This window comes from Pseudomonas sp. PVC-3-1 (genome assembly GCF_057444315.1).
Genome location: NZ_CM172023.1, coordinates 2,405,312 through 2,429,406, shown reverse-complemented (window position 1 = coordinate 2,429,406; position 24,095 = coordinate 2,405,312). Strand labels below are relative to the sequence as shown.

The 24,095-nt window shown below is 63.2% G+C and carries 39 protein-coding genes; 13 read left to right on the top strand and 26 right to left on the bottom strand.

Annotated elements, in window-relative coordinates:
- Window positions 1-38: 38 nt before the first annotated feature.
- From AC2T4A_RS11295 to AC2T4A_RS11170, 26 genes are all read right to left on the bottom strand, one after another.
- Window positions 39-359, bottom strand: a complete 321-nt coding sequence (locus AC2T4A_RS11295) for a hypothetical protein (protein WP_486743334.1) — start codon at window positions 357-359, stop codon at window positions 39-41.
- Window positions 360-412: 53 nt separating this feature from the next.
- On the bottom strand, window positions 413-628 hold the full coding sequence (locus AC2T4A_RS11290; RefSeq protein WP_486743333.1) for a phage tail assembly protein T: 216 nt from the start codon (window positions 626-628) through the stop codon (window positions 413-415).
- A 68-nt stretch (window positions 629-696) separates the two neighbouring features.
- Window positions 697-1,098 (bottom strand): phage tail assembly chaperone family protein, TAC, encoded by a 402-nt coding sequence (locus tag AC2T4A_RS11285; RefSeq protein ID WP_480448959.1) that lies wholly within the window; start codon window positions 1,096-1,098, stop codon window positions 697-699.
- A 3-nt stretch (window positions 1,099-1,101) separates the two neighbouring features.
- Window positions 1,102-1,614: a phage tail tube protein gene (locus tag AC2T4A_RS11280; protein WP_480448961.1), complete on the bottom strand. Its 513-nt coding sequence runs from the start codon at window positions 1,612-1,614 to the stop codon at window positions 1,102-1,104.
- A gap of 74 nt (window positions 1,615-1,688) precedes the next feature.
- Entirely contained in the window at window positions 1,689-2,054 is a 366-nt protein-coding gene (locus tag AC2T4A_RS11275) for a DUF3168 domain-containing protein (protein WP_486743332.1), read from the bottom strand.
- The gene (locus AC2T4A_RS11270) at window positions 2,054-2,551 is read right to left on the bottom strand and encodes an HK97-gp10 family putative phage morphogenesis protein (RefSeq protein ID WP_486743331.1); all 498 of its coding nucleotides are present in this window, start codon (window positions 2,549-2,551) and stop codon (window positions 2,054-2,056) included. The genes AC2T4A_RS11275 and AC2T4A_RS11270 overlap by 1 nt, the downstream gene beginning before the upstream one ends.
- Window positions 2,552-2,742: 191 nt before the next feature.
- Entirely contained in the window at window positions 2,743-3,360 is a 618-nt protein-coding gene (locus tag AC2T4A_RS11265) for a methyltransferase domain-containing protein (protein WP_486743330.1), read from the bottom strand.
- Window positions 3,308-4,150 (bottom strand): glycosyltransferase family protein, encoded by an 843-nt coding sequence (locus AC2T4A_RS11260; protein WP_486743670.1) that lies wholly within the window; start codon window positions 4,148-4,150, stop codon window positions 3,308-3,310. Before AC2T4A_RS11260 ends, AC2T4A_RS11265 begins: the two co-directional genes overlap by 53 nt.
- Entirely contained in the window at window positions 4,150-4,506 is a 357-nt protein-coding gene (locus tag AC2T4A_RS11255; protein WP_486743329.1) for a phage head closure protein, read from the bottom strand. Before AC2T4A_RS11255 ends, AC2T4A_RS11260 begins: the two co-directional genes overlap by 1 nt.
- Window position 4,507: 1 nt before the next feature.
- The gene (locus AC2T4A_RS11250) at window positions 4,508-4,840 is read right to left on the bottom strand and encodes a head-tail connector protein (protein ID WP_486743328.1); all 333 of its coding nucleotides are present in this window, start codon (window positions 4,838-4,840) and stop codon (window positions 4,508-4,510) included.
- Window positions 4,837-5,223: a hypothetical protein gene (locus AC2T4A_RS11245; protein ID WP_486743327.1), complete on the bottom strand. Its 387-nt coding sequence runs from the start codon at window positions 5,221-5,223 to the stop codon at window positions 4,837-4,839. Before AC2T4A_RS11245 ends, AC2T4A_RS11250 begins: the two co-directional genes overlap by 4 nt.
- A 53-nt stretch (window positions 5,224-5,276) precedes the next feature.
- Window positions 5,277-5,675: a hypothetical protein gene (locus AC2T4A_RS11240; protein WP_486743326.1), complete on the bottom strand. Its 399-nt coding sequence runs from the start codon at window positions 5,673-5,675 to the stop codon at window positions 5,277-5,279.
- 44 nt (window positions 5,676-5,719) lie between these two features.
- A complete protein-coding gene (locus AC2T4A_RS11235) occupies window positions 5,720-7,144 on the bottom strand; it encodes a phage major capsid protein (RefSeq protein ID WP_486743325.1) in 1,425 nt (474 codons plus the stop codon).
- 10 nt (window positions 7,145-7,154) lie between these two features.
- Window positions 7,155-8,012, bottom strand: a complete 858-nt coding sequence (locus tag AC2T4A_RS11230) for a head maturation protease, ClpP-related (RefSeq protein ID WP_486743324.1) — start codon at window positions 8,010-8,012, stop codon at window positions 7,155-7,157.
- A 15-nt stretch (window positions 8,013-8,027) separates the two neighbouring features.
- A complete protein-coding gene (locus AC2T4A_RS11225; RefSeq protein WP_486743323.1) occupies window positions 8,028-9,260 on the bottom strand; it encodes a phage portal protein in 1,233 nt (410 codons plus the stop codon).
- A complete protein-coding gene (locus AC2T4A_RS11220; RefSeq protein WP_486743322.1) occupies window positions 9,257-10,978 on the bottom strand; it encodes a terminase large subunit in 1,722 nt (573 codons plus the stop codon). The genes AC2T4A_RS11225 and AC2T4A_RS11220 overlap by 4 nt, the downstream gene beginning before the upstream one ends.
- 1 nt (window position 10,979) lies before the next feature.
- Entirely contained in the window at window positions 10,980-11,396 is a 417-nt protein-coding gene (locus tag AC2T4A_RS11215; protein ID WP_486743321.1) for a terminase small subunit, read from the bottom strand.
- A 181-nt stretch (window positions 11,397-11,577) separates the two neighbouring features.
- Entirely contained in the window at window positions 11,578-11,886 is a 309-nt protein-coding gene (locus AC2T4A_RS11210) for an HNH endonuclease signature motif containing protein (protein WP_486743320.1), read from the bottom strand.
- On the bottom strand, window positions 11,879-12,235 hold the full coding sequence (locus tag AC2T4A_RS11205) for a hypothetical protein (RefSeq protein ID WP_486743319.1): 357 nt from the start codon (window positions 12,233-12,235) through the stop codon (window positions 11,879-11,881). Before AC2T4A_RS11205 ends, AC2T4A_RS11210 begins: the two co-directional genes overlap by 8 nt.
- A 60-nt stretch (window positions 12,236-12,295) precedes the next feature.
- Window positions 12,296-12,583, bottom strand: a complete 288-nt coding sequence (locus AC2T4A_RS11200; protein WP_486743318.1) for a phage holin family protein — start codon at window positions 12,581-12,583, stop codon at window positions 12,296-12,298.
- Entirely contained in the window at window positions 12,573-12,962 is a 390-nt protein-coding gene (locus AC2T4A_RS11195; RefSeq protein ID WP_486743317.1) for a putative holin, read from the bottom strand. The genes AC2T4A_RS11200 and AC2T4A_RS11195 overlap by 11 nt, the downstream gene beginning before the upstream one ends.
- Before the next feature lie 388 nt (window positions 12,963-13,350).
- Complete coding sequence (locus AC2T4A_RS11190; protein WP_486743316.1) at window positions 13,351-13,944, bottom strand: hypothetical protein; 594 nt, start codon at window positions 13,942-13,944, stop codon at window positions 13,351-13,353.
- A gap of 268 nt (window positions 13,945-14,212) precedes the next feature.
- A complete protein-coding gene (locus tag AC2T4A_RS11185) occupies window positions 14,213-16,642 on the bottom strand; it encodes a VapE domain-containing protein (RefSeq protein WP_486743315.1) in 2,430 nt (809 codons plus the stop codon).
- The gene (locus AC2T4A_RS11180) at window positions 16,635-16,847 is read right to left on the bottom strand and encodes a TraR/DksA C4-type zinc finger protein (RefSeq protein WP_301593426.1); all 213 of its coding nucleotides are present in this window, start codon (window positions 16,845-16,847) and stop codon (window positions 16,635-16,637) included. The genes AC2T4A_RS11185 and AC2T4A_RS11180 overlap by 8 nt, the downstream gene beginning before the upstream one ends.
- Window positions 16,840-17,340 (bottom strand): phage regulatory CII family protein, encoded by a 501-nt coding sequence (locus AC2T4A_RS11175; protein ID WP_486743314.1) that lies wholly within the window; start codon window positions 17,338-17,340, stop codon window positions 16,840-16,842. The genes AC2T4A_RS11180 and AC2T4A_RS11175 overlap by 8 nt, the downstream gene beginning before the upstream one ends.
- Window positions 17,341-17,520: 180 nt before the next feature.
- On the bottom strand, window positions 17,521-17,709 hold the full coding sequence (locus AC2T4A_RS11170) for a winged helix-turn-helix domain-containing protein (RefSeq protein ID WP_486743313.1): 189 nt from the start codon (window positions 17,707-17,709) through the stop codon (window positions 17,521-17,523).
- Between the two features lie 52 nt (window positions 17,710-17,761).
- Between AC2T4A_RS11170 and AC2T4A_RS11165 the strand changes: the two genes are divergently transcribed.
- The 13 genes from AC2T4A_RS11165 (at window position 17,762) to AC2T4A_RS11105 (ending at window position 24,094) form a co-directional block, all read left to right on the top strand.
- Window positions 17,762-18,490 carry a LexA family protein gene (locus tag AC2T4A_RS11165; RefSeq protein ID WP_486743312.1) on the top strand — a complete coding sequence of 243 codons (729 nt, stop codon included), beginning with the start codon at window positions 17,762-17,764 and terminating at the stop codon, window positions 18,488-18,490.
- 80 nt (window positions 18,491-18,570) lie between these two features.
- A complete protein-coding gene (locus tag AC2T4A_RS11160) occupies window positions 18,571-18,771 on the top strand; it encodes a hypothetical protein (RefSeq protein ID WP_486743311.1) in 201 nt (66 codons plus the stop codon).
- Window positions 18,768-19,289: a hypothetical protein gene (locus AC2T4A_RS11155; RefSeq protein WP_486743310.1), complete on the top strand. Its 522-nt coding sequence runs from the start codon at window positions 18,768-18,770 to the stop codon at window positions 19,287-19,289. Before AC2T4A_RS11160 ends, AC2T4A_RS11155 begins: the two co-directional genes overlap by 4 nt.
- A gap of 10 nt (window positions 19,290-19,299) precedes the next feature.
- On the top strand, window positions 19,300-19,584 hold the full coding sequence (locus AC2T4A_RS11150) for a phage antirepressor KilAC domain-containing protein (protein ID WP_486743309.1): 285 nt from the start codon (window positions 19,300-19,302) through the stop codon (window positions 19,582-19,584).
- Window positions 19,581-19,940, top strand: coding sequence for a hypothetical protein (locus AC2T4A_RS11145; RefSeq protein WP_486743308.1), 360 nt, complete (start codon window positions 19,581-19,583; stop codon window positions 19,938-19,940). Before AC2T4A_RS11150 ends, AC2T4A_RS11145 begins: the two co-directional genes overlap by 4 nt.
- Before the next feature lie 2 nt (window positions 19,941-19,942).
- A complete protein-coding gene (locus AC2T4A_RS11140; protein ID WP_301593412.1) occupies window positions 19,943-20,191 on the top strand; it encodes a hypothetical protein in 249 nt (82 codons plus the stop codon).
- Window positions 20,191-20,418, top strand: a complete 228-nt coding sequence (locus AC2T4A_RS11135) for a pyocin activator PrtN family protein (RefSeq protein ID WP_301593410.1) — start codon at window positions 20,191-20,193, stop codon at window positions 20,416-20,418. The genes AC2T4A_RS11140 and AC2T4A_RS11135 overlap by 1 nt, the downstream gene beginning before the upstream one ends.
- 31 nt (window positions 20,419-20,449) lie before the next feature.
- Window positions 20,450-20,788 carry a hypothetical protein gene (locus AC2T4A_RS11130; RefSeq protein WP_301593408.1) on the top strand — a complete coding sequence of 113 codons (339 nt, stop codon included), beginning with the start codon at window positions 20,450-20,452 and terminating at the stop codon, window positions 20,786-20,788.
- Between the two features lie 35 nt (window positions 20,789-20,823).
- The gene (locus AC2T4A_RS11125; RefSeq protein WP_486743307.1) at window positions 20,824-21,645 is read left to right on the top strand and encodes a YfdQ family protein; all 822 of its coding nucleotides are present in this window, start codon (window positions 20,824-20,826) and stop codon (window positions 21,643-21,645) included.
- Window positions 21,646-21,716: 71 nt separating this feature from the next.
- Window positions 21,717-22,205, top strand: coding sequence for a hypothetical protein (locus AC2T4A_RS11120; RefSeq protein ID WP_486743306.1), 489 nt, complete (start codon window positions 21,717-21,719; stop codon window positions 22,203-22,205).
- On the top strand, window positions 22,202-22,744 hold the full coding sequence (locus tag AC2T4A_RS11115) for an HD domain-containing protein (RefSeq protein WP_486743305.1): 543 nt from the start codon (window positions 22,202-22,204) through the stop codon (window positions 22,742-22,744). The genes AC2T4A_RS11120 and AC2T4A_RS11115 overlap by 4 nt, the downstream gene beginning before the upstream one ends.
- 10 nt (window positions 22,745-22,754) lie before the next feature.
- Entirely contained in the window at window positions 22,755-23,369 is a 615-nt protein-coding gene (locus AC2T4A_RS11110) for a DUF1566 domain-containing protein (RefSeq protein WP_486743304.1), read from the top strand.
- A 62-nt stretch (window positions 23,370-23,431) separates the two neighbouring features.
- The gene (locus tag AC2T4A_RS11105) at window positions 23,432-24,094 is read left to right on the top strand and encodes a hypothetical protein (protein WP_486743303.1); all 663 of its coding nucleotides are present in this window, start codon (window positions 23,432-23,434) and stop codon (window positions 24,092-24,094) included.
- The last annotated feature ends 1 nt before the right edge of the window (window position 24,095 follow it).

The following is a 24,095-nucleotide window of genomic DNA, read 5'->3' as shown; positions in this document are numbered from 1 at the left end:
AAAACCCGCCGAAGCGGGCTTGTGGGAGCCGAAAGGGCTTATGTGCCCTTCACACAACTCAAATACATCTCGTTCTGGAATCGCGCGACTGCCCTGGCCTTGTTTTCCGGAACGGACATTGCCGGTTCTTCATAGGCCGCGATGACCATTTGCTTCATGGCCTTCTTCATCTCAGGCGAGGCGTCACCGCCGTCGAAAACAGCCATGACTTTTGCCATGGGCTTCTCATCCTGGCGCGCCTTCATGATCGCTTCAGAAATCGTGTTGACCCATCCGCATGGATCGTTCGACTCCGCTGTATCGGCAGAAAAAGCCTGGGTGCTCATCAGGGCTAAAGCTACGAAAAAAGGTGCTTTCATGCGTGTTCCTCTCCATAGAATCAGCGAACTCTAGCACCCAGCCGTTCCCTCAGTCAGTCCCAATTCTCCATCGCCGTAACCAGCGAGATCGGCTTGTCATCAGCCTCGAATGGCTGGAAGTCGGAGATCTTGAACCCGCCGTTCTTGGTGTGGGTGTTCGCGTACATGCTGGCCAGCAGGGCAAAGCCGCGATCCATGCGGCGCCCTGGGTGGAGGCCTCCCCGCTTTTTTCGGAAGGCCACCCACTGTGAGAACTCCTGCAGGCTCATGCGCTCCTGCGCCTCTGCGATCGTCCTGCCACCCACTCCGTTGAGCACGAGCTCGTGCCAGACCTCGTCTAGCTCTCCGAGGCTTGGCTCTTTCCCGGAGCGTTCACCTCCTGGATGGCCACCAGCAGCGCCACCGTGAGGTTCCCGTCAAGAGCACCGAGGCGCTTGGTGGACTCGGGGTCCTTCGCCAGCGCTTCCGGGTCGAGCGGGCCATGGGTGATGTCCAGAACCGAGAAGATCGGGTTGCCGTCCTGGTCGCAGATGCTGGCAGCGATCCGTCCGGCAACCCCGTCGACCTTGCCGGTGTGGGCCAGGACGTCGGAGACGGCGGTGCGGTAGCCGAGCGGGCGCACGAAGACCGTGGCCTTGAGCTCTTCCGCAGAGCCCTTCTGCTTCCAGGTGATTTCCTTCTCTACCGGGGCGCCGGTGAAGGCGCCCATTTTCGTGAGGCTGGAGAGGCTGAGCTGCATGAGTTAGACCTTCCGAATCCAGTAGCCACGACCGGAGCGCTGGACGGTGAAGTTGGTGGCCACCACCGCATTGCTCTGGAAGTCGAAGGGGAAGTCCGACACATAGCCGCGGAAGCGGTACCAGGTACGGTCGTCGGGCAGGTTGAATCCGCCATCGCTGGCGATTGTCGGCAGGGAGGTCGGCTCACCGCTCGCGTCGAGCGGGCCGTCAGACCAGCCGATGACCATGTCCATCTCAACCTGGTCGAATTCGGGGTCTTCGGCGAACTGCCAGAACCGATAGTGGCTATCGTTCTGCGGATCGGCGTTCAGGGTGCCAGTGGCTTGCCCTGGGGTGCGCAGACCCTTTTTGAAGGTGCGCGAGCGTGCCTTCAGGCAGGTGTCATCGATCTGGTCGGACGGGTTTCCGCCAGGGTTGAACGCGGTGATGCAATCGATCTCCAGCACGCCGGGGCCATTGCTGTCGAGGTTCGGATCGAGCACGAAGTACTGCGTTCCTTGGGCCAAAATGGACATTGGAGTCTCCTGTCGCGGGTTTCTTGAGGCACAAAAAAACCCGCGAGATGCGGGTCGTTACTGAGGTCGGCGGGCTAGCGGTTCACCCACCAGTCAACGTCAAAGCTGATGCGATACAGGCCAGTTGGCTCGTCCCTGTCGTCACCACCCCAGCGGGTGATCGTGGCGCGCAGCTCGATCGCGTTGCGGATCGCTGTCGCGACGGAGCGGGCCTGAGCGGCCGTCTCCGCGAAGACATCCACCTGCAGGCTGAAAGAGTCGATGTCGGGGCGGTTGGCCAGGTAGTTCTCGGGCGCCCCGCCGTAGGCTTGCCAAGTCGCGTAGGGGCGCGGCGGTTTGTCGGGCGCCTCAGCGAATAGGTAAAGCCTGGTTGGCTTCGCGCCGAGCAAGGCGACAACGCCGGCGTCCTGCGAGCAGACCTTGAAAATCGGTGCGTACATCAGCTGCTCCTGGCTGCCTTCTTCTGGGCGCGCTTGATAGCGCGGTCGATAGCCTTCTCGTATTCGGTGACGAAGGTGCTGGTCATCTCGGCGATGTTGTCGGCCAGAGCGCTGCGCATGAACGGCGAGGCCTTCATCTTCGAGGTCCCAAATTCCCAGAGACGCCAGTGCGGGGTTGGAGCGTTCTTCTGCCTATCGACGCTGTCGCCCCTCGCCGGCAACACAGCCCCGTGGAGCACGCCAATGCGGAAGCCAAGGTCTCCGGACTGCTTGAAGAGTCGCCCGTTCCACCGCAGCGCGATGTTGTCGGAGATGCTTCGGCCGGTGCCTGGATCATCGATCTTCTCGGCGCCGGCCTTCGCGGCATTGAGCGCCACCATGGCGGCCTTGCGCAATGCTGCACGCCCGCCCTTGCGGCGAATGTCGAAGCTCAGACCATCCAGCTTACCCAGCAGGGACTCCAAGCCAGTGATGCTGAATTCCGTGCCATCAGCCACGGGAGACCACCTCTACGGCGCCGCGCAGACGGCGGGCGTAGGGGGCGTCCTTTCCCTTCGCCAGACGCACGGGCGCTGGGCAGAACCAGACCACCCCGCGTCGGGTATCAGCCCATACAACGTGGTCGATTCGATTGCCATTCACCAACACGTCGCGACGGCCTCGGCCGTCGCCTGGGGTGTGGATGTGGTCAGCCATGGAACCTCCGGAAAGCGAAGCTGGTGATGCCCTCCCGGCCGATGTCCGACTCGTCCTGGTTGATCTCGACACAGCCGAAGCCGAGACGCGCGAACCAGCTGATGAGGCCGTTCTGCGTCCAGTACCAGAGGTGCTCACCTGGCTTGAAGTGCTTGCTCGCCAGGCAGTCGGCCTGGTCCTGGTAGATCGGCATCGAGACGAACACCCAGTCAACCACCTGGGCCAGGAGCTCCTCCGGATTCGGGATATGCTCGAGGCTGTCCCAGCAGGTGATCGCCGGGATTCTGCTGGCGTAGGGATCCAGGTAGTTGCCGCTCTCCCTGAGCCAGCGCACTGCATCGGTGTTCACGTCGTAGCCGAAGGCGCCGGACTCCTCGAGGAAGCGGCCGCCACCGATGCCGATGTCGACCAGGTCGCCGACGTGGTGGCGGCGAACCATGCTCACACGGGCCTTGGTCAGCGCCTCCCCCATCGGGGTCGCATCCATCGCCTGGTACTTCTCGAAGTAGGGGCCGGAGTAGTCCATCGGCTTGCGCGGGTGGTACCCCATGCCCAGCTCATCCGACCACAGCAGGCAGTCGGTCAGCCCAGGCGGCAAGGCGTGCGTCATAGTCCGAGATCCTCTTGTCACAGTTGTGTTCTTTCTGGGTGCAGCGACAGAACTTGTCGGGCACCGCGAATTCAATTCGCGAGGTGTCCATCACCTTGGCGGTGATGAGCTCCGGCGCGTTGTAGCCGCCCTGGCCGCCGCAGATGATCAGGGCTGGCACCTTGGCCGCGATCGCCGCCGGCAGAAGCCATCCGATTCCGCCGATCACTGCCGCAGCTCCCTGGATGAGGGCCAGCAGTTGGTCGACCGGTAGCTCGCCGCGGTGGAACCGCAGGTCAGCGGCTGGCAGTGGGTCGAGCGCCCATTCCCGGCCTTCGACCAGGTCAGCAACCGAGACCACCTTGAAACCGCGTCGACGCATCTCATCCGCCGCCTGGGCGATGTACTCGGGCAGCGGGTTGCGGGTGTCAGCGCGCCACTCAGAGCGGACCGTCGCCGGTCGGACCACCACGTAGCGGCCATCGACCGGCGATGGTCCGAAGTCGGGCAGGTCCATCTCCCCTGGGCGGCGGGCGAAGCTGCGCATCATTCCCGGGAAGATGCCCTCCCGGCCGTAGCCGACCTGAACCACGGTGCCGCGCGGGCGCCGCTGCCAGGTTCCCTTCGGCTGCCGGCAGATGTTCTTCATCTGCGTGCGGAGCCTGGTCACCGGCAGGATCAGGTTGATGTCGGGAATGTCCTGGTAGAGCTCGGGCCAGGGAGTCTCCAGCCACACGCCTCGCGGTAGCTGCTTGATGAATGCCCGCTGGTAGATGTTGTCGCCCAGCCCCTTCATGCCGTTGATGATCATCATCGACCGTCGGTGACTCCTGTCGCGCAGCGCAGGCGCCATTCCTTGCACCCAGTGGCATCCGTGTCGGCGCCGGTTATGGTGAATTGCTGGCCCTGCCAGATGACCCGCCAGGACATGTCCAGATCCGGGAACCAACGCAGGTTGATCCGTGCGTCGGTCTCGTTCTGCTTGGTGTTGGCGGCCATGAACTCCCGGCCGGCGCCGGTGAGCACCTCGGCCGGAACGTCCACCAGCAGCGTGCCGTCGGACTGCGAGGCGTCCACCCAGACCAACAGCACGTCACCCGACTCCGAGTCCTGCCGCTGCTCCTGCGCCTGGAAGGTGATGCGGTGCCGCAAGCGATTGGTCAGCACCTCACACCCCCAGGCCGACGCGATAGGGCATCAGCTTGACCTCGGCCAGCTCGCGCAGCTTCTTCGCCTCATCGACCGTCGCCTCGTAGTCGGCCTTTACCAGCGCCACCACCGCGGTGAAGACGCTGGGCGCCACTGGATCCTCGCTGGACGGGATATCCTCGCTGCTCGGTGAGCAGGGGTTGTCCAGCGGCAAGGTCGGCAACTGCGTGCGACCGCAGAAGCGCACGGCCTCATCCTCGGCGCTGTCGATCAGCTGCTGGATCAGGGCATCGTCGGCGCTGTGGATAACGCGCAGGGCCTGCTTCACGTCCTGAAGGTTGATGACGCTCACGAGAGAACCTCTTCGAGGGTGCGCCGCGGGAAGGCCTGCAGGGCCGTCTCTCGACTGCAATTGATGACTTCGAGGCCTGCGAGATGCGCGGCCAGTTGCCGGAACTGCGCCGGCCACTTGTCCACGCTGCCGGCATTGCCCAGGGCGGCCGGGTGGTCGCCGTGCCAGTGCGCGCGCCCACCAGTCTTCTGGCAGTCGTAGCCCAGCAGGATGATCCGCCGCGCCCCCCAGAAGGCAGCCAGCGAAGCCGCTCCGGCGCCGCTGTTCTGGAACTGCTGGAAGCGCACTTTCTTCACATCCTTGAAGGTCAACGGCGCGCAGCGATCGCCGCCGAAAGCGGCAGCGGCTTCCTCGCCGTGGACCTGCCACCAGGCCGCATCCATCGCGTACAGGACGTCAGCCCAGGGGCAGAGCCGGAAAGTGGTGTTGGTGACAATTACTCCGCGGCTGATTTCCGACGACGCGGGGCGGCCGGCTGGGCTTCCGGTTCCGGTTCCGGTTCCGGTTCCGGTTCCGGTTCCGGTTCCGGTTCCGGTTCCGGTTCCGGTTCCGGTTCCGGTTCCGGTTCCGGTTCCGGTTCCGAGGGATTCTCGTTCACCTGATCCGTAACGCCAGCGCCTAACTCGTTCGCAGTCGTCTGCGGTGAGGCTGGGGCCACTTGCGATGCAGACGACGTCTCGCCAGCGGCTTTGGCGGGGTCCACCTGGTTCTCGTCGTACGTGACGAGGCCTTTCTTCTTGAGCGCAACGGCGTGCTGCGGGCTCACGTCGAACACTTCGCCGCGGCGGCGCTGCCCTCCGTGATCAAACCCTGAGGTAGCTGTTACCAAGACCATGACTTTTCCTCGAAGGAAGGCGGGGCCGAAGCCCCGCCAGTTGATCAGGACACCGGCAGGCCGTCGAAGTCGCCCTTCACGAAGGCTTCGTCGCGGTAGACGGTAAGGCCAACGCGCTCTTCGCAGAGGATGGTGACCATGTTCTTCACGAAGTTGTCGCGGTCGGACGTGGAGACCGTGATGTTCGCGTCTTCACGATCCCAGCCTTGGGCGCCCTGCTGGAAGGAGCCCACCAGGAAGTCACCGATGTCCATGGACTGGGTCGCCACTACCGGCCGCGACCACAGACCCGGAACAGCCATGCCGGTCGGGGTTGCGAAGACATAGCCATAGTTGCGGTCCTTGGTCAGCTCGATGCTGGTCCAGTCGACCGGATTGAGCACGATGCCGTCCGCTTCCAGCTCGGCCAGAGTGACCTGCAGCAGCGCGATGCGCAGACGGTCGATCGCAGTTTCACCTTCCACGGTCACGCCAGGGTTCGCGTAGGTGGTGGCCTGGGTGTAGATGCCGTTCAGGTTCAGGCCAACGCCGGACCCCTTGAGCAGCTGCTGCTCTTCCTTCAGCTTCAGGCCATAGAACAGGCGGCCGTCGATGTAGCTCTGCAGCATCGCCACGTCAGCCAGCACCTGCTTGGATGCGCGAATCCAGTGGGCGATGGTTGCCACCGGCGCCGAGTCCAGCTCGAAGATGATGTTCGACTCCGGCTTCGGGTTCTGCGGGTTTTCCGAGACCGGGGCGGCGTTGTTGGTGAAGCCGGTCTCACGCACGAACTCGATCGAGGACGACGTGGTTCGGCCCCAGTTCAGCAGGTCACGCAGGAACAGGCGCTGCTGGAGCGGCTGCACCATGCCGACGCGCTGCGGCTGGATCAGATCGCCGGCGGACCCGGGCAGGCTGGTGATGGCAGCGCGGACCGGGACGGTCAGGCTGTAGTTGCCGCTGGCCTGGGCTTGGGCGGCGAATGCGCTGTAGCGCTCGTCATTGGTGAAGGTCTCGCCAGCGGACTCCTGTCGGTCATCGCCGCGGCTGCCGCCATCGAGCTTCACGATCTGCTGCTCGGCCGCTTGCAGGCGGGCGTTCAGTTCACCCTGGGTGGTGAGCAGCTTGTCGACCGAAGCCTTGGTCTCTTCGGAAAGCGCGACGTGGGCGTTGATGTTCTTCTCGGCAGCCTCGGCATGCTTGCGCAGATCATCGCCGACGGTCTTCAGGTCAGCCTGAACCTGGCGATACTCGCGCTCGATGTCGGTGTCTTCGCCGGCTCGACCGAACTGCGCGTGAGCGGCGCGGAGCGGGTAGGTCGCCGGCTCGATGAACAGGGAGCTGAAGGCGACGACGGTGAGGCTGGCGAGGGCGCTGCCAGCCATGACCGCATTGGTCATCGGAGTGACGAGGCCGACCGCCAGAGGGATCAGCATCGCAACAGCGATCACCGCCAGGACCAGCGGTGCGGAGAGTTTGAATCGTTTCATGAGTATTTCCTCAAGAGAGCGGTTTGTAAGCGAGTCGCGACAGGGGTTCAACCTGCAGCCGGGTGGCCTTGCGGCCGGGGTCGGTGGCGTCACGCTCACCGCTACCAGCCGAGTCGCTCAGGCTGGCTTTGAATTCGGAGATCAGGCGCATGGCCTCGGATCGGGGCATACCGGAGGCGCGCAGTGCGTTCTCGACGCGCCGCACGGCCTTGGCGGTGGGCTTCTCATTGCCGGCGGCGACCTCGTCGGAGTCGAGCAACGAATCGGCGAAGCCCTGCTCCACCGCCTTGCTGCCGCCAATCCAGGTCTCGCCGTCCATCATCGTGGCGACGGTCTTGGCATCGAGGCCGGTGCGGGCCACGTAGACATCCGCCATCGCGGCGTCGAAGGGCTCCAGGTAGTCGGCGAATTCGCGGAAGTCGTGCCGGTTCCCGGCGGCCCAGGTCCAGGCGTTGTGGATCATCAGGAAGCCGGCGCGGGCCACCTGCACCTCGTCGCCGGCCATCGCGATGATGGAGGCTGCCGAGGCCGCCATGCCGAGCACCTTGATGGTTACGTTGCCGGGGTGTTCGCGGAGGAGGTTGTAGATCGCCAGCCCTTCGAACATGTCGCCGCCTGGGCTGTTGATGTTCACCACCACGTCGTTTTCACCGATGGCGCGCAGTGCACCGGCGATCCGCTTGGCGGTGACGCCCTCGCCGCTCCAGAAGTCCTGGCCGATGATGTCGAGGATGCTGATGGTGTTGTCTTGCTCGGTGGCAGCCTGCACCGCCGGGTTCCAGCGCTCCATGGCGCGGGCCGATAGGTCGAAACGCAGGCCAGCCGCCGGCGCGCCCACGCGCGCGGCGGGCAGTGCTCGAATGGACATGGGATTTCCTCTGGATCAGTTGCCGGCGGTGGTCTTGCCAAGCTGGTCAATGGGGATCAGCGCGGTCTGTACGGTGAGCACGTCAGCGTTCCCGCCCTTCAGCGGTAGGTTCTCCTTCGCGCGAGCTTCATCGCGAGTCATCATCCCGTTGTTCACCATGGTCGACAGGAAGGAAGCGCGGCCAGCGCTGTCAGCGCGCAGCACTCCTTCGATGCTGTGCTCGGCGTAGACCGTTCTCTGATCGGCCGGCGACAGCAGGTCCTTGCAGATGGACTGTGCAATCCGGGTGAGCCAGGGCAGGATCGTGAAGGTCATGAAGCCGATCATCTGTTGCTCGAGGCCCGTCCCCCAGGTAGTGGACTTCTCTGACTGGCCAACCATGAAGGGCTGAACGCGGAACCACCTGCAGACCTCCTCCACACTGAACGCGCGGGATTCCAGCAGCTGGGCGTCCTTGGGGTTGATGCCGATCGTCTTGGCATCCATGCCCCCCTCGAGCAGAGGAGACTTCCCGGCGTTGATGGCGCCACTGACCTCGGCCAAGCTCTCGCGAAACTCGGCGCGCTGCTCCTTGTTGAGGACGCGCTGCATGGTGAAGGCAACGGTCGGCGCCAGGCCCTTCTCGAAGGTGCTATTGGCGGCATTGCTGGCGGCCAGAGCAGAGCCAAACACCTGGCTCCCGTACTCAATTGCAGACAGCCCCCAGTCACCATCAGTGGTGAAGCCTGGGATGCGGAAGATGGATGACTCAGGAATGACGCGCTGCTTGCCGTTCTTCTCTGTGAATCGATAGATGCGATTGCCCGAAGAGTCCCTCGTGATCGCCAGACGGGATGGCGGCAGGAACACCAGGGCGACAAGGCGCCCCCCGAGGAACTTCTTCTCCGCGAATCCGTTTCCGCGTAGCAGCATGGAGACGACCATCGCCTCCCAGAACACCGATGCCGTTGAGTCTGCGTTCGGGCTGGAGTGGATGATGCTGTACAGCGGGTGATTTGGCAGCGGATTGCGACCGGTGCTCGTCTTCTCGTAAAGGCCCAGCGGCAGGGTCGAGATTGTTTCGGCAATCAGCCGAGTGCACGACCAGACCGCTGACAGCTTGAGGACGGAACACTCGTTGACCTGCTGGCCGGCTACGTTGGTGCCGAACTGGTTCCAGAAGGTCTCGTCCGTCAGGCCGACCGGGACACCCAGCCAGCCCAGCACGGCAGCCTTGATCCGGCTCGGCTTCTTCGTCTTGGGCTTCATACGATGATCGGTGCCTTCAGGAAGTCGTTGAAATCGCCCTCATCGCAAGCCGAGGGGTTGAGCGCCATGAGCGTGGTCGCGTCGAAGGTCGCCATCAGCGGGTCGATCTTGGCGGTGCCGCTGACTTGCTTGTTGATCGCAATGGCGTTGCCTACCGGCACGGTCCTAGCGTTGCCTACGCACCAGGCCATCAGGCGCTGGCCACCATGAATGAACTCGCCGCCAGCGACCTTTCGTTCCGTGGTCTTGATCGCGCCGTTGAGCTTCCACCCCTGGCTGATGCCCACGATGTCATCGAGGGTGAACCCACGCTGCTCGGTGGTCAGCTCGTCGACGATGTCGCCGATACCGGCGTTGTCCACGCCAATCGAGCTCTTTTCAGGGAAGAGGCCAGCGTCCTTCACACGGCAGAGAATGTCGGCCAGGTCGAATACGTCGTCCCCCGGCAAATCGACAATGGTCAGGTCGCCGTCAGCCTGAAACTCAAGGAGCTGGGTGGCGATCTCCTTGCGGCGCTCCAGCACGATCCTGTGTGCCCAGGCATGGGCCCAGTGCAGCCAGCGTCGCGTGCCCTTCTCGCGGCCCACCAGCGACAACCCCAGGAGGTCATCCAGGCCACCGCCGTCGATACCGGCGACGACAACTTCTGATCGACGAATCAACTCTTCCAACGTCAGCGTTCTGTCTGCCCCAGCATCCCAATGGTCCGCACCTGCCCATCGGTTTTCGCGCAGGTTCATCCCGATCTGGATGTTGAGGTGCTTGGCCAGGAACTTCCGCAGCTCACCCTCTTCGCCGCGAAGGCGCTGCGCCAGGTTGTCCTCGAGCCATTCGCGGCTTACCGAACGCCCCACATTGGGGTTGGTGATGTGGAAGTTCTCAGGCTTCAGGTAGGCCTTGGCCTGAATCATCGGCGCTGGGAATTCGTAGATGATCCCCAGCGACTTCTGGTCCTTCACCTCGCCGTCGCGTACCGACCGGAAATACTGCAGCTTGCTCGCGAATACACCCGCCGGCGGCTCGTCGCTCTGCGTCGAGAGGTAGATCACGAAACCTTCCGGCCGCGAAATCTGGCCGCCGGTGGCTTCCATGAGCATAGCGTCTGCGCTGGAACGCTTGCCAAAGACCCAGAGCTCGTCCACCAGGATCTTGCCCGACTTCTTTCCGGACACCGTGTCGGTATCTGCCGCGACGACCTTCAGGCTCGCCCGGGATATGCGGTGGGTGATAGTGCGAGTGTGCTCCTGCACATGAAACAGCGCGGTCAGCTCAGTATCCGCGCGCACCATGCCGGCGGCAGGGTTGAACGAGTTATCAGCTACTTCCTTGGTGGGAGCGAGGATCAGGTGCTCTTCGTTTTCCCGCCAGCACAGGATGACGGCCGTCAGCATGATCCCCGCAGCAATCGTCGACTTCGCGTTTTTCTTGCTGATCAGCAGAAAGAACTGGCGAATCAGTTGGCGACCCGTCTCGGCATCGTAGGCACCGAAGATCGCGGCGACGAAGTCAAAGACCCACTCTTCGCAGCACTCGCCGAAGGTCTGGTAACGCTCGCGCTCGAGGGCCTCATCCCAGACCTTCGGGATGTCCACCACGCACAGCTGCTTGAATATCGTCAGTGCCTGCTCGGCCTGGTCTTCGAAGATTGGTGGAGGAATCAGGCTTTTCCCGGACAGCAGCCGGTCTGCCCAATCAGGGCACGCAGTGCTCCAGTCCATTTCACTTCACCAGCTTCATTTGGGGCGATGGAGGCGCAGCCGGAGCAAAACGCCCTTTCACCACATGACCAGCTTCCTGCTGTTTCTGATCCTTCTTGCCGCCCTCGCCGAGCTTCTGGTGCTCGAACGGCAGCAGGGCGACAGCCGCCTGAATACGGGTCTTCGCATCGAGGCGCCGATCGTTCATCGCCTGCTTGAGCAGGTCCTTCGGGTCGTCGTAGAACTCATCGCCCAGGCTGACACCGGCCGGCGGAGCATCGCGGCCACTTCCTGGAACAGTCTCGGATTCGATGCTCTTCAGCCTGGCCAGGTGGGCCAGCACGTTCGGGTGCTTCTCCAGGCGCGAACCAGCTTGAGACGCGCTCTTCTCCGGGCAGCCGGCGGAGATTGCCGATTCTCTGATCGACAGGCCCTCCATCCGTGCCTCAGCGAATTTGCGTTGCTGTTCAGTTAACGCCATGGCTTAACAGAATCCGTTAAAGGGGGAATTTTCTGCGCGTGAGAGGGGGCGAGGTTTCCTGTGCTCCGAGTTTTCGAAGTTTTGCCCCACCCCTCCCCATTCCCGTGAATTTCCGCCGCGCGAGGAATATTCCGCGCGGTCAGGCCAAGCTGACGTCAGCCCTGGTCTTGCGTTCGTGGCAGCTGCCTGGCCCGCAACAGAGGATCTGGCAGTTCTCCTCCGTGTCCGCCCCGCCCAAGTAGAGCGGGACCTTGTGGTCCAGTTCGAAGCCACTCGGGTAGGCCACCATCGCGCCGCACTCAGCGCAGTGAGGAGAGGCCAACCACAAGCGATGGCGCCGACGCTGCAACCTGCTGCCCGTCATGCGGCGCTCGCTGGTGTTGGCCGTGGCCTTCAGCTTTGAACCGACCTGCTGCAGCTTGGGCTTCAGGGTCTGGACCTTAGCCATTCCTGGCACCAGGTGGTGGCGGCAACCTGATCGGCTTACCGGACAGATCACGCTGCACCACCACGTCAGTGCTCAGCTCATGTTCCGGCTCATACGCCATCGCCTCGACCAGAGCGACCAACAGCCGGTTGGTGTTGCGCTGCTCGGCGAGCAGATCGCTTAGCACCGGGCGCAGGTCTTGCTCGATGTGTGCATCCGCTCCGCAGGTCAGCAGCAGGGAATTCATGCCCAAGCGCCCAGCCTCGCGGTCAACTGCCTTTGTGAACGCCTCGGTTTGCTCCTTGGTCAGGAACCGGTCCAGCTTCACCACCAGCAGAGGCTTTTCGTTTTCGCAGGGTTGCTCGCTCATACATCATCCTCAGATTTGCCAGGATGTAGGCCCTGGTCTCTTCGCAGCGTCTGCAGGCCATCAGGTCAGTTCCCAGATGCGCGCCACATTGCCGCGAGACCTGACTATCAGGACCAGCACCACCAGCAGCACCACCAGCATCCAGGGAGTAACAGAAGGCACCGGCCGGGCCAGAAGGGCCCCGAAGGCGATCTGCATCGCCTGGGCTCCGGTTCCGGCCGCCAGCACATAGGCGCAGAAGGAAACGCCGAGTCGGTAGCTTGCACCGCCGCGGCGATACGTCACGATCCGTACGCAGATCGCACCGCACACCAGCGCCGCCACCAGGGTAACCAGATCAACTGCCATCTTTCGGGCCTCCGAACATTCGGAGCATTCGGAGGTATGCGATACGCAGCCAGACCGGCGCCTGGCCACCCTTCATCCACTCCAACGCACCGATCAGTACCGTCACGATCAGGGCCGCAGCAACAAGCGCAGGCAACCCTGAGTAAGCAGTCCATGCCCGGCCTACGGCCTCCGCGGCGACGTAATAGCCGCCGATCCAGGAGACAAGCAGATAGCCCACCCGGGCAATCGCAGTGACGTCCCGCGCCCAAAGCACGAAGAACAGCGCTCCGGCGAAGGCGCCTATCACGGCATTCAGATCAACTCCGGGAAGCAGCGAGGCAGCGCCAAGTCCGATCACGGCAGTCCCCACCGCAGCCCCACTACTCGGCTCGGCCATGGTGTTCTCCCCTTAGGGCCTGCAATCGCAAGCGCAGATATGAGAAGGCCAGGCTCTGCGGCCCAGTCCTCAAGAAGTGGAGCAGGAGACCCGTGCTCATCTCGGGCTGTTCGGGCGGGCTCGCTGAGTCGCGTACCTCCGCCTCTCATCGCGTTGCGCCGCAGTGACCGCACGGGTATGCGACACGCCACTACCGACTTAGGCCCTGAGCCGGGCCGAACTCCTGCAAAAAGGAAAGCCCCTCATGCGAGGGGCTTTCGGTGCCTGGGCAGAGCTCCAAGGCGGGGCGCACAGCACGTGCTCGGTGGGTGAGTCCCGTTAACGGACTCTTAACATCGTGACGACTTTTTACCCCCCGATTTGCGTAACGAAAAGCCCTGGTTTTCGGTTAGTTCGCTTCGGCGCCGTTCGGCACCTGACCGGCGCCCATCGGCGCCATATGCCCCGACGAGCGGTCATTAACATTCTTGCCGATCAACTCAACGCCGCGCGCCCTATGGGCACTCTTGGCTTGCTCCAGAGAGGTCTTCCGCAGGCGATCACCACCACGCATCGACTCCTTCGCCCGCGCCTTTCCTCTCCGCTGCCTGGCGCGCAGTTCAGCACCCACCAGGTGGTGCAGTCGATCAAGACTCCGGTAGTAGGCAGAGCGCCCGGCAGAGCCATATCCAAGGCCGAGGTGGCGCACCTGCGCATCGAGAGTCAGATCGCTCGCATGGAGATAGCGAATCGACGCCAGCGCAATCAGCGCTGATCCACCCTCGGAACGCTCCACGCAACCCAATGCAGCCTCAACTTCGCTGGCGAGGAAATCCGGCCCGGCACCGGCCATCAGCACCCGCGCGCCATACACACCGCCTCGCGGCGCACAGCCGCCGTACTCCATGATCGTGGCCATCGTACTGGGCAGGCCACCCGCACTCCCCGCCTTGCGCACCTGCTCCCCCCAATGGCGCATCACTTCCTCAACTGCATCGATCATGGCTGAACTCCGCTCTGCACGATGAAAACCCGTTGTGACACGTGGTGACTGATGGTGGTGACGTTGAAACCCGCTCCTGTCGTGGCTGTCACTACTGTCACAACCGTCACAACGTAAAGAATGAACACAGGATGCGCGTGCGCGCACAGGAGCGCGCGTATATGCGTGAGGAATCCCGTTGTGACGGTTGTGACGGTTGTGACACTCCTGATTTCAAAGGAATTTTCTTGAGCCTGGCTGTGACGGTGAGATGTGACGGCAGTGACGCTCATGCGGCAGCCCTCGACTCGTCGGCCGCCGGGCGCATGTAGGGGCGAATGCGGATCCCGTTCACCCTCTTCTGATTGAGCTTTGTCCAGCCCAGCCGGCAGAGGATGGCCGCCACGCGGTTCTGCTCTGGCTTGTTCATCTTGCCGATCTCGATGCGCAGAGCATGCCGGAGCAACTCCATCACCGTGACCTCGTTGATCCGACCCTGGTGGCCGCTCGGGTAGTGCAAGTGCGGCGCCTTGCCTTCCAGGTACTCGAGCACCACCTCCTCCCAGGCGTCTTCCATATAGCGCGCATCCTGCTCCTCCTTGGCCAGGTCCTTCGGGTAGGCCCACCACTGGAATCCCGTCTGATAGAGGTGCAGCGCTTCCGCCCACAGCTGCGGGCGCCAATGGCGCACATACCCCACGTCTGCCTGGCGGCAGAGCACCGGAAGGAATCGTCGCGCCCCGGTGGGGTCGCCCAAGTAGGCATCAGCGTTCGTCGTACCAATGAAGATGCACTGCCGGGGGTGGCTGCTGCCGTGGCGGTCATAGGGCGCCCGGTACTTGTCGTCGCGCCGGGTAATGGCCATCTTCACCTGGTTGATATCGGCCTTGGAGAAAGACTGCATCTCGCCGATCTCCACCACCCAGTTGCCCTGCATCGTGACATAGAAGTCCTTGTTTACTGGTGGCTCGCTGGTTTCCAGGTACCACTCACTGCCGAACAGCTCGGCTACGCACGTCGACTTGCCAAGGCCCTGGCCGCCTTCCAGCACCACCATCTCATCAACCTTGCAGCCGGGCCGCAGAACCCGCGCGATCGCCGACACCAGCAGCGACTGCCCGATGTGTTCGGTATAGGCGTTTGCATCCGCCCCGAAGACCGTCTGCATCAGCGCCGGCAACCGCGCTTCGCCGTCCCATGGCTGCAGCACGTTGAGGAACTCCTTCACCGGGTGATAGCGGTTGTCCCACGCCACCATGCGCACCGCCTCGTCCGCGATGGAACTGCTGCGCAGCCGCAGCCCCCAGACCATCTGCAACCAGACCAGCGTCTTGCTCGCATCTACGTCCTGCCATGGGCCTCGCGCACCATCCGGCACCGGCGGCGGCTTCACCTTCTCGATGCGATCCGCGAATTCGTTGTACGCCAGCACCCCTTTCCACTCGGGCGCGTTGGCGAGGATCAGGAAGGCGTTCGCCAACTCCGGCAGCAGGCCGCCGTTGTCGTTTCGGCGCAGCAGCTGGGTCCAACCCTCCTCTACCCCATGCTCCGGCTCGCGCCCCGCCTCGTAGTCAATTTCATCGCCAGCCGCAGGCGGAACATGGGGTACAACGGCCGAGTCCGCCGCTGCCGCCAGCTGCTCGCGAACCAGCTCCAGGCCCTGGGCAACATGTAGATCATTCCAGTCGGCACCAGGCTCTCCGGCCGGGAAGACAGCAACGCCGCGGCAACTCTTCGCCGCGGTCTCCGCCTTGACCCTTCCCGGGTTTCCCGTAACGGTGGGGTCATCATCCCCGGCGATCACCAGGCAGGCATCCGGAGCCAACTGTCGTAGCGCCGCCGCGACGCCGGGCAAGTTCCCGGAGTCGATAGCCATTGCCACCGGCCAACCGGTGGCTTCATGCACGCTGGCCGCCGTCGCGTAGCCTTCCGCCTCAGCCACGCACTTCGCACCGGCCAAGTCTCCCAGCAGATGGAACAGCCCAGCCTTGCGGCCGTACTTCGGGAACAGCTTCTTGCCCTGGTCGTTGATCAGTTGCAGCGAATGCAGCGTGAAATCGGCATCACGCAATGGAATGACCAGATCACCGCGCCGCATCACCAACATCGAGAGATGGTCGGGCCGCGGCTTCGGCAGGTTCGTCAGGTAATGCTGCGCATCTGCGCCAACCCAGAGCTGGCAGCGCTCAGCCTGGTCGTCGATCTCCAGCACCACCGTGTGCCGCAGGAAGGCAACGCCGTATGCCCCGACCTTCTTGCGCTGCAGATACGGGCTGTTGCCGGCCGGCTGGCAGTGCTCCATCAGAATGCACCCGCAAGCTGCGGCCACCTGTTGTCGCATCACCAGCAGCCGCGCCTCGTCCGCTTCCAGCTCGGCCTGCCGCCGCTGCCGGCGCTCTTCCTGCTGCTGGGCAAACCGACGCTTGTCCTCGCGCGACAGCTCCTTCTTCTCCGGCTCCCATCCATTGTCCCGCGCCATCTTGACCACGGTACCGAAGCCGGTTCCCGACTTACGGAAGGAACGCCAGACCGTCCTAGCATCGGCGGCCTTGTAGCCGGTACCGGATTGACTCCAGTGGTCCCAGGCATCGAAGCCCTCTTCACCGAACTCGGCCTTTACGCCCATCCCCACCGCTACCCAGGCTTCCCGGCTATCAGCGGAGAGGTACTGCAACAGCGTCCAGAGATCGCTGACACTCAGCTCCAGCTTGTCAGCCACGGCGCTTCTCCAGCAGGGTCTGGCAATCGATGCAGAGTTCACACCCGGGCACCGCCAGACGTCGCGCCGAAGGAATCTCGGCGCCGCAGTCGTCGCAATGAGTTGCGCTGACGGTGTATGCCGGCGCCGGACGCTTCCGGGCGGCCAAGATGCCCTGCAGTCGGTTCTCCTCCTGCTCGTTGGCCATATCCAGCAGGTCAGTCATGGCCCTTCTCCTCCAGGCGTTTTTCCATCGCCTGACGAGCACCGGCCATGATGCCGAGGATCGCGCGAATGACGTTCGCGCCGTGATATTCCAGGTCCGCGACTTCGTGCGGCTCCCATACGCTGTCGGAGGCGCCGTTGTGCAAGCTGCCCACGAACTTGCCTTCACGCTGGAGCAGATCACCAACAGCTTTCAGAGCCTCACCGGTGGCCTCGACCGGAACCGGCCGGTACCAGACAGCACCTACCGGACGCATCAGGGCATCCAGAAGACGATCGTCATTGGTGAGGCGGATGAGGTCCTCGAGCTCGTCGGGGTTCAGCCAGCGCCGTTCCTCATCGAGCTTGAGCTTCTTCTGGAGATCCTCGTAGGACAGGACCATGCCATGGGCAAGGGAGGTGAGACCGCCCTTGTAATCGCGGCCTGCGCGATAGAGTGCTTCACGGAGGCTGAACACCGGACCGGCGTTCGGCAATAGGTCTTTGCGGCTCATAACCGTAAATGCTCCCTTTACGGTGTAGCCATCGAGCTGGGCACGCCCTACTCTATGACCACGACCGATGCATGTGCTGTGTCGTCGTAAGCCAGCCAAGGGGGTCAGAGCCCTTGTCTAGCAACCCGCCGGCGCGGGAGGTCAGAGTCCCGCGCCGGCCCCTTTGGAAAAAGGGTTCCTTCAGGCAGCCTTGGGCTGCCCACACCGAGCCTCGTAGAGGCTTTCGATCTTCTTGCCAGTGGCGTACAGGACGTCGGCGCCGTGCAGAGCGCGGTGGATAGTCGGCTGGCTCACGCCAACAGCCTCGGCGATTGCACCTTGCTTCATCCCGCCTTTAACCAGCGCCTCGATCATGTCGCGGATAGTCATCTCAGGGCCCAATCAATTCACAAATGAATTACACGCGATCATACGCGGGTGAATGACCAAGGGCAATACAATCCTGAATTATTCATTTAGGTATAAGGACCTCCAAATGGCCGTATCAGGGCAACTGATTGGTCGATTGTTATCCGAGAAGCTCAAGGAACTTGAGTGGTCAGAGGGCGAGTTAGGCCGACGCTCAGGCGTACCGCAGCCCACAGCCCACCGGATACTGGCTGGCGATGCCAAGAGCCCGCGCATCGACAACGTAATGAAGCTCGCAAAGGCTATGGGTCTTGACGGGGCGGATCTACTTGCGGGAAAGCTGAACGCAGAATTCGACAACAATGTGACGGAAGGACCCGCCATTAAAGGCCGCGTCCCTCGGATTTCCTGGGTCCAAGCAGGGACCCTGAGCGAGGCGATTGACTTGTTTGAACCGGGCTATGCCGAGGAGTGGCTGGACTGCCCATTTCCTCACAGCAGCAACGCATTCTGTCTTGAGGTTCGCGGGAACAGCATGTTCCCAGAATACCGGCCAGGTGAATTGATTCTGGTTGAGCCCCAACTGGAGGCTCTACATGATGATGACATCGTTGCAAGAACCCCTGACGGACAAGCCACGTTCAAACGCCTGCAGGTCAGTGAAGACGGCACCTTCCTTCTCGCCCTTAACCCCGAGTTCCCAAATAGGATCATCCACGTTCCAGAGGGGACTGAAATCTGCGGTGTTGTGACCGGCTCCTGGATGAATAGAAGGCGGCGGCGAACGATCGCCATCGAATAATTCATAAATGGATTGACTACAACCAATTCATAGTCGTATCGTTTGCTTCGTACCCATCTCTGACCCCTGGAGTACGAGCAATGCAAACGGCACAGCACGCCAATAAAGCCCCCTGCCTGGTGCTCCTGCACCCGGCAGCGGCCACCAGCCGAGCAGCAGTCGAAGCCATCCAGGCCAAGACCGGGCTGCTGGTGATCGTTACCACATCCCGTTGCGCCCGCCTGGCCAAGCCGAACCGCTCCGATGAAACGGACGGCGGCCCCTGGGGAGGTGCCGCATGACCGACTTCCGCATCCCCTTTCCTGAGCACGACTTGATCCATCAGCTGGTCAACTACGGCGGCAAGATGGATTGCCCGCTGCAGCGCCTGGATCAGCGTATTACCGCCTCGCTCAATGTCACCGACGAGGGCCGCAATACTCGCGCGCGGGTGGTCGTCGGCGATTACTCCGGTGAAATCCTGCTGAACAGCGCACTCCTGTCGAACCACCTCCGCCTGCGCAACTTCATCGAAGACATGGCCAACGGCCGAATCGAATCGGGGCGCCTCCGTGAGCCGAGCATTTCCTCGCTGGCCGCGCCCATTATTCCTGTCTGCGATGCGGAAGACCTGGAAACGTTGATCGACGCCGGCGGGTTCCAGCGACTGTCGACCGGCCACATGGTCACAGTGCATCGAGGGACCAAGCGCATCACCGGGATCATCGTCTCGGATGCCGGCACGCACATCGTCAGCGGCTCGCCCAATGACCTGCGCACCGCCCTCACCGAGCACATCGAAAGCCAGCTCGTAGCCTGAGGCCTTCGCCATGAACCGGGATATCCGCCAAGCAGCCGCAGTTCTGGGCATCGGTGAACACGCCCTGCGCGATCACCTCCGACAGCACCAGGACATGAATCGAGACGGCACGCTCGCCGCCAAGCACATCGGCCGCGGCCATCTGTTCATGGACCCTCGCTCCCGCTGGAACCCGAAGATCGGCAAATACGCCCACTACAGCGTGCTGATGGTGACAGAGGACGGCATCGCATGGCTGGCCAAGCGCCTGGGCATCGCGATCACCGTCACCCTGCACAAGGACAACGTGGCATGAACGAATCCAATCCCATCGCCGACGCTGTCGGCACTCTGAAGTTGGTTGGCATGCACCTGGTGGCACCGACCGCTTACCCGGCTGAAGCAGTGCGGGATGCAGCGGAAGAGTGCATCGGCCGCCTGCATGCCATCCCGGAGCAGGCCATCCAGCTGGCGAATCTCTATGCCGAACTCCTCGCCGTCACCCCGCGCGGCTGGCTGCCGCACGTCACGCTGACGACCGACCCGGTACGGCCGTTCGGCACGGTGATCACCGACGAGGCTGAGAACGTGGCCTTCCGGGCCACCGGCAAAACGATCGAAGGCCTGGTGCATATCGTGAAGGCTCGCCTGCCGGCGAGCCGAGGAGTCTGACCATGACCCCCAAAGGCTACCGCCTGCTGACTGCTCACGCGGTCGGGGCTCGTTGCGCCGCTCACGCCGACTCTGTCTTCGCCGCCGCCATGATCGCCGACGCAGCCCAGCGTATGGCCCTCGCGCTCGGCGCCCTCGATGAGCAGCAGTCGATGCGCTACTTCGACCTGATCAGCAATGCGATTCGGGTGCGCAGCAGGGAACTGAAAGCCGATCCCAACGCACCCCATCCATGGCTCCAGGTGAAGTAATGACCACCTTCGAGCAACTGTTCAAACAGTGGGGAACCGCGACCCTGACGCTGGACCAAGTCCACAAGGCGTACTTCTCCCACATCCAGACCGAGAAGCACCTGCGCAAGTTGATCAGCCGCGGCGACGTGGCCCTGGCCACTCACAAGCTGACGGCCTCGCGCCGTGAAAAACCCGTCGTCTTCCTCGAGGACCTCGCCGAGTTCCTCAACGAGAAGGCGGCATAACCGCGCCACCACCATAGAAGAGACACAGCACATGACGAAACGCCCTTTCATCGACACGCTCCGCGACGTGGAGACCGGCGGCTTGCTGGACGAGCTGACCGACACCCAGCACAGCCTGGTCGACGCGATCCGCGCCACCGGCAAGGCCGGCGAGCTGACGATCAAGCTGACCTACAAGCCCGAAGGCGCTGGCCAGATGACCATCAAGGCCGACGTGAAATCCAAGGAGCCCGTGCTCGCGCGCGGCACCTCGCTGTTCTTCCTCACCCCCGAGGGCAACCTTTCCCGCCGCGACCCTCGCCAGCAGGAGCTCAGCCTTCGCACCGTGGACTCTGAACCCGCTCCTGAGCTGCGCCAAGTCAGCGAGTAAACCCTCCACACCCAACGCTAGAAGGAGCACTGCACATGCAAGAGTTTCTGAACCAACTGGTCGCCCTGTCCCAGTCCCTGGGCAAGCCGATCGACCATCCCTCGCTGGCCACGCCGGTCGCCCTGGTTCCCAGTTCGGTAGAACTGACCGACCTGGAACACCTGCTCCCGGCACCGTCGCGCGTCCGTGAAAACCTGAACGTGCTCGATGCGATGACTTTCATCGACTACGTGAAGCGCTTCGCCAAGCCCTCTACCGCCGTCTTCTGCAACGGCCCCACCGGCTTGACCTTCACCGCTGTCATCGACTACCACCTGCCGGATCAGCCGGCCTGGGGCAGCCATGTCGCGCGCTACAAATGCCCGACCACTGTCGAGTGGGGCAACTGGAAGGCCTTCGACCGCAAGAAGCTCGACCAGGCCAGCTTCGCTGAATTCATCGAGGACAACGTCCGCGACATCGTTCAGCCCAACGACCAGCCCACGGCACCGTCCGCCGCTGACATGCTGGAGATCAGCCGCACCCTGGAAGCGAAGAAGAACATCAGCTTCCGCCAGGGCACGCGCCTGGACAACGGTCAGATCCAGCTCACCTACAACGAGGAGATCGACGGCCGCGCCGGCGCCACCGGCCAGCTGAACATTCCCGAGCAGTTCTACATCGGCGTTCGCCCGTTCCTGGGCGGTGAAGCCTTCCTGATCGCCGCCCGCTTCCGCTACCGCATCGCCGATCAGCGCCTGGTGATGTGGTTCGAGCTGGTGCGCCCGGACAAGGTCCTCGAAGAAGCCTACGGCGCCGTGCGCAAGCAGATCGCCGAGGGCATCGGCGAGGTTCCGCTCTACGAGGCGAGCGCCTAACCACCTGCAATACCCCGCCACCGGACTCTGACATCCATTCCCGGTGGCGGGCCCTATGGAGGACACAGCACATGCAAACGACTACTCAGTACATGATCATCGGAGCCATGGCGATCGCCATGCTGGTGATCCTCATCGTCGCCTGGATCGGCGTCCTACGCGCCCAGTCCAACGGCTACGACCTCGGGTATGGAGACGCGCAGCGCGGCTACCGCACTCACATCGATGCCCTACACGAAGACATCACCGCCAAGGCCGACAAGATCAAGGCCATGGAAACCCAGCACCAGGCAGACCGGGAAGCGCTCCTGCTCGACTGCGACAACCGCATCGCGCACTACTCGCGCCGCTCGAACCCGCTGACGCTGGAGCACGCCGGCGAGCTCATGAAGATCAGCGGACAGCTGCAGTACGCGGCCAATCTGTTCCGCCAGTTCAACGCGACCGATAAGGCTGCCTGGGCAAATGACGCAGCCGCGATGGCCATGCGTCTGTCGCTCCGCGTACATGACGCTATCGCCGCGGCCGAGGCCTCCGAAGCACAGGAGAACGCGGCATGACCTGGATTCTCACCTGGAGCGGAAAGCGCTTCGACCTGTTCGAACCCACCCCGGAAATGATCGACCCGCGCGATATCGCGCAGGCCCTGGGCACTATCGCGCGCTTCAACGGGCACACCAAAGAGCACTACACCGTCGCTCAGCACAGCGTCATTGTGGCCAACCTTGTACCGCCCGAGCATCAGCTCGCCGCACTACTGCATGACGCAACCGAGGCCTATATCGGCGACATGGTCCGCCCCCTCAAGGAGCACATGCCGGCGTTCTGCGAGGTGGAGAAGCGCATCTGGTCGGCCATCTGCGCTCGCTTCGATATCGACGAAGAGCTGCCTGCCTGCGTCAAGCAGGCAGACCTGGTGGCACTTGCCACTGAGCGCCGCGACCTGATGCCGGAACATCCCGCGCCCTGGCGTTGCCTTGAGGGCATCGAGCCCATCGCCGGCCGGATCACCCTTTGGTCCCCGCACGTTTCCCGCTGGCACTTCCATGACCGCCTGATGGGGCTGCTTTCCAGCACCCACCGCGCAGCCCACATCTGAGGACTACCCCATGAATGCACTGACCAATAACGCCATCCCCACTGTCATCGGCACTCCGTTCGAAGGCGGCTTCTATGTAGGTCAATTCCAGATTGACGGTGAGCGGTTCGCCCTCATCCGCGCCCCCAAGGCACTGGGCTTCCATGATCCGATCCACTGGGGCAAGCGCGGCCTGCTGATCCCCGGCGCCACCAGCTTCGTCGATGGCCTGGCCAACACCCGCGCCATGGCCGAGGCCGGCTCGGAGCTGGCCGCCTGGGCGCTGGACCTGTTGATTGGCGGCCACAACGACTGGTACCTGGGCGCCCGCGATGAAAACGAACTGGTCTATCGCGCCTGCAAGCCCACCGCCCAAGAGAACTGGTGCAGCTTCCGCGACGGCGAAAACCCCAGCAGCTTGCCGCCAGGCTACCCCTACACCGACCAGGCGCCCGGGCAGAGCCCCATCGCCATCTTCCAGGAAGGCGGCGAGGAAGCGCTGGAGGCCTGCAGCTACTGGACCAGTACGCAGCACGGCCCGTACGGCGCGTGGATCCAGCGCTTCGACGGTGGCGGCCAGCTCGGCGACGGCAAGGGCAACGCCCGGCCCGCTTTCGCCGTCCGCAGAATCAAAGTCACCCCTTGACCCCTTCGCTCCCCATCCGCGCGCGCAGCGCGCGGGCGGCTCAAATTTTTGAGGTTCAGACCATGCAGAACGAAATCACCCTGACCATCGGTAGCACCAAGCTCAACACCACCAACGCCCAGCTCGCTCGCCACGTACTGGAGCAGGAAACCGGCCTGGTATCGTTCACCGCCATCTCGGGTGAGTTGATCACCAGCGACGATTTCGCGTCCCCGCCTGCCATTGGCCAATGGTGGCCTGGCGAGGGCGGCACCTACGTTGGCGTGATCCGCGGCGAGAACGGCGAGCCGGACTACCATTTGATCGCCCCGAAACACGCGCAGATCGATTCGATCATCTACGGCGGGTACGGACAGCGCACCCCCGGCGCCGATCATATCCGCGACGGCCTGGCCAACACCCGCGCCTTGCTCGCCGATGACACCGACCATCCCGCCGCGAAGTGGGCATCCGAGCAGCAGGCCGATGGCCACGCCGACCTCTACCTGCCGTCGCGAGCCGAGGCATACCTGTGCTGGTCGAACATCCCCGAGCAGTTCGAGGGCAAGGGCTGGTGGATTACCAGCACGCAGGGCGGCCCGGGCTACGCGTGGATCCAGCTCTTCGTCGATGGCTACCAGTACCACGGCGACAAGGTCAGCGCCCGGCCCGCTTTCGCCGTCCGCAGAATCGTTATCCCTTCACCACTTAACGCTCTAACCAACCTCGCGCGCAGCGCGAGCTAAG